A 408-nucleotide genomic window follows, 5' to 3' on the forward strand; every position below is an offset into this window, starting at 1 on the left:
GATTTGTAGGCCTGCAGCATCATCTTTTGCGCTATTGATTTTATAGCCAGAAGACAAACGCTCCATTGATTTTTGAGTACCTTCAGCCGCACTATTTAGGTAGCGCTGAGCCGTCATTGCAGACACATTTGTGCTTACATTAATCGCCATAGTTGATCTCCTTTAGGCATTTTTTCATGCACTTATGTGACTCTCACCTCACAAAAACACATGTTATTTTGTTTTATATACCAGTGTCTCTCTCACCTTACATTGGTACATATCATTTCTCTCAATCCCTTTAACGGCCCCTTAACTAGAAGCTTTAATAAAAAATGCATTTTTTTTCGTATTATTTTCAATGTTAAAAAAAACGTGAAGTAGATCATCATTTCCCGACTCGGTCATTCCCTACTGTGAGGAACGAAC

At 38.0% G+C, this 408-nt stretch carries 1 pseudogene; it reads right to left on the reverse strand.

What is annotated here, in order from left to right:
* Positions 1-150 (reverse strand): annotated as a pseudogene (locus AB4653_RS26150) (flagellin B); the annotation flags it as partial.
* Positions 151-408: the final 258 nt, after the last annotated feature.

The sequence above is a fragment of the Vibrio sp. 10N.222.48.A3 genome, from assembly GCF_041475345.1.
Classification (GTDB): Bacteria; Pseudomonadota; Gammaproteobacteria; order Enterobacterales; family Vibrionaceae; genus Vibrio; species Vibrio tasmaniensis_A.